The sequence below is a fragment of the Arenicella xantha genome (genome assembly GCF_003315245.1).
Classification (GTDB): Bacteria; Pseudomonadota; Gammaproteobacteria; order Arenicellales; family Arenicellaceae; genus Arenicella; species Arenicella xantha.
In genome coordinates this window covers 1-2,268 of sequence record NZ_QNRT01000022.1, presented here as the reverse complement: position 1 = coordinate 2,268, position 2,268 = coordinate 1, and the positions used below count along the sequence as shown (strand labels likewise).

Annotated in this window: 3 protein-coding genes; all 3 read right to left on the bottom strand. The window is 40.8% G+C overall.

Going from position 1 to position 2,268, the window contains the following annotated elements; all coding sequences use genetic code 11:
* Positions 1-216: 216 nt before the first annotated feature.
* The 3 genes from DFR28_RS19470 to DFR28_RS19460 all read right to left on the bottom strand — a co-directional run bounded on the left by DFR28_RS19470 (position 217) and on the right by DFR28_RS19460 (position 1,441).
* Positions 217-630 (bottom strand): hypothetical protein, encoded by a 414-nt coding sequence (locus tag DFR28_RS19470; protein ID WP_113956074.1) that lies wholly within the window; start codon positions 628-630, stop codon positions 217-219.
* A 90-nt stretch (positions 631-720) separates the two neighbouring features.
* Entirely contained in the window at positions 721-1,071 is a 351-nt protein-coding gene (locus tag DFR28_RS19465) for a Rid family hydrolase (RefSeq protein ID WP_113956075.1), read from the bottom strand.
* A gap of 130 nt (positions 1,072-1,201) precedes the next feature.
* The gene (locus DFR28_RS19460; protein WP_113956073.1) at positions 1,202-1,441 is read right to left on the bottom strand and encodes a hypothetical protein; all 240 of its coding nucleotides are present in this window, start codon (positions 1,439-1,441) and stop codon (positions 1,202-1,204) included.
* Between the last annotated feature and the right edge of the window lie 827 nt (positions 1,442-2,268).

Genomic DNA, 2,268 nt, shown 5'->3' with positions numbered 1-2,268 from the left:
ATATAAAAAGAAATGCCCAAGAACAGAATACCCAAAGACAGAATCAAAGTGATTAAGCTCGCCAGCCCAACAACTTAGTATTTCCTGACTTTCCACTTCTATTAAAGTATATAAATCCATGCTCTACGTACGCCTAACGCCCTTCAAACGGGCGCGCGCTTTTTGCGCGTCCAAATGAACGTAGTGAATGTAAGTTTTGGAGCTTGTTATAGGTTTTTACCATATTTTCCACCAAGGCTTCTTTTTCTGTTCAATTTTGTATCCGGGTCGATAGATTTTTTCATCTTGGCCATCGGCCAAGATGATATCTAATTCCAATGCATTTTGAAGAATAAACGGAAACAGCTCGTCTGCTCTAGAATATAAAATAGCTAACATTCCCATTTTGCTAGCGAAGTTTCCTATCATTGGGCCGTCTGCCCAAGGACTATTATCCATTTCTGGATCATCATCGTCATAATCACATAGACAAGGATACTTATCAGTAAGCCTCTTATGCAACTCGACGAGTCTTTCGTGAGGCTTAGATTTATCTTCATAGTACTCTTCTCGAAGATTCTCTATGAAACCCCATGCCTCCTTATCATTTTCAGGAATTTCGGTGAGTATTAAATCAACTGTAAAACTCATTAGAACTGATACCTATAACGCCCAGCAAAGGGGCGCGCGTTTTCTGCGCGTCCCGCCGTAGGCGTACTTTTGCTTCTTGTTATGAGTTTTTTAGACACGAGCAGCTACGACAGTTATTTCAATTAATACAGAGCCTTCAAGCTGAACACCTAAACATGCCCTCTGAGGCCAGTTTTGAGGATTTTCACCTAACCATTTTTTCCACACATTATCCATGATTGGCTTATGTTGCATATTTGCAATATAAACCTGAGCCGAAAGAATTCTAAACTTATTAGATCCAAGTTCTTCGAGGTTTTTCGCAATGGTCTCCAACGTTAGCTTAGTTTGACCTTCTAGATCAAGTGAGGTGTCAGATGATGTAGCAACTGTCCAAATTAGGTCTTTATAAGCAGACGATTTATTTCTTCCAGCATACGCACCTTGCACTCTTTCAATCATACGAACCCCATTGATACTCATAACGCCTTGCCAAGGGGCGGCGCGAAGCGGCCGTCCCGCGGAGCTGCTCTGTTTGCAGCGGAGTGAACTTTGACAACTTGTTAGTAGTTTTTATAGCCACAGTATTTGATTAGTAACCTTGAAATTTAGACCAAATATAATTTAAACCTAAGGCTTCTATTACGAAAACGACAGTCATTACAAAGCCAAATTTTGTACCGCAGGAAGCACCCGAAGATTTTGTAACACCACAATGAACCTCACCAGGGTTTAAGTAGTTTATATAACCTAGATATGAAACCAATATGCCTACAGTAATAAAGCTTAATGCCAAAAAAACTGCCAGCGTTTTCTTATTGTATAAGTTCATACACTACTAACGCCCTTAAAACGGGCGCGCGTTTTTTGCGCGTCCGAATGAACGCAGTGAATGTAAGTTTTTAAGCTTGTTAACTGTCATGAGTTTCCTTGCCATATTTAAATTGCATATACAGAGCAGAAATAATTGTAAGGGAGACATAAACTAACCACTTAAAACTATAACCACCTAATAGGTGTTTATACCGCTTAAATCCAGTAACCCATAGATAGAAGCCACTCACAAATGCTAAAAGGGATAATAACCCGCCAACAACCTGCATAAAGGTATAAGAACTTGAGCCTTTATGTAATTCAAATTGAGAAACACCTAAGACAAAAACAATACAAATCATAGTCAGGAGACTGACAGTACAAAGGCGAGCTAAAAAATTGTATCTATCCACGTACAGTTAACGCTAAGCCAAGGGGCGGCGCGTAGCAGCCGTCCCGCGGAGCCGACTTGTTGGCGGAGTGAACTTTGACGCCTTGTTAGGTGTTGTGACCTTTTCGATGACTTGATGCACTTCCTTTTGCCTCCAGGGAACAAAACTATTTCTTTCGTTTACTAAGCCAGACTATCAGAATTCGTTTAGTGATAAAAATGCTGTTCGTGCAAACGGCAAGAAAACATGACTTCCTTACAACGATGAATCAGTTTTTCAGACTGCCTCACTCATGGAAATTTGCACCAACAAAAAACTTATAATCAACGACCGTTTTAGCTAAAGGGACAGGACACACCTAACGCCGCAAAAACGGGCGCGCGTAGCGCGTCCGAGCCGAAGGCGTAAAGTTTTTTGCCTTGTTAAGTTTCTGCATTGCCGAAATACTCTTTGT

Excerpts from the sequence above, each read along its gene's own strand:
- DFR28_RS19470 (WP_113956074.1), bottom strand. The coding sequence starts at position 630 with ATGAGTTTTACAGTTGATTTAATACTCACCGAAATTCCTGAAAATGAT.
- DFR28_RS19465 (WP_113956075.1), bottom strand. The coding sequence starts at position 1,071 with ATGATTGAAAGAGTGCAAGGTGCGTATGCTGGAAGAAATAAATCGTCT.
- DFR28_RS19460 (WP_113956073.1), bottom strand. The coding sequence starts at position 1,441 with ATGAACTTATACAATAAGAAAACGCTGGCAGTTTTTTTGGCATTAAGC.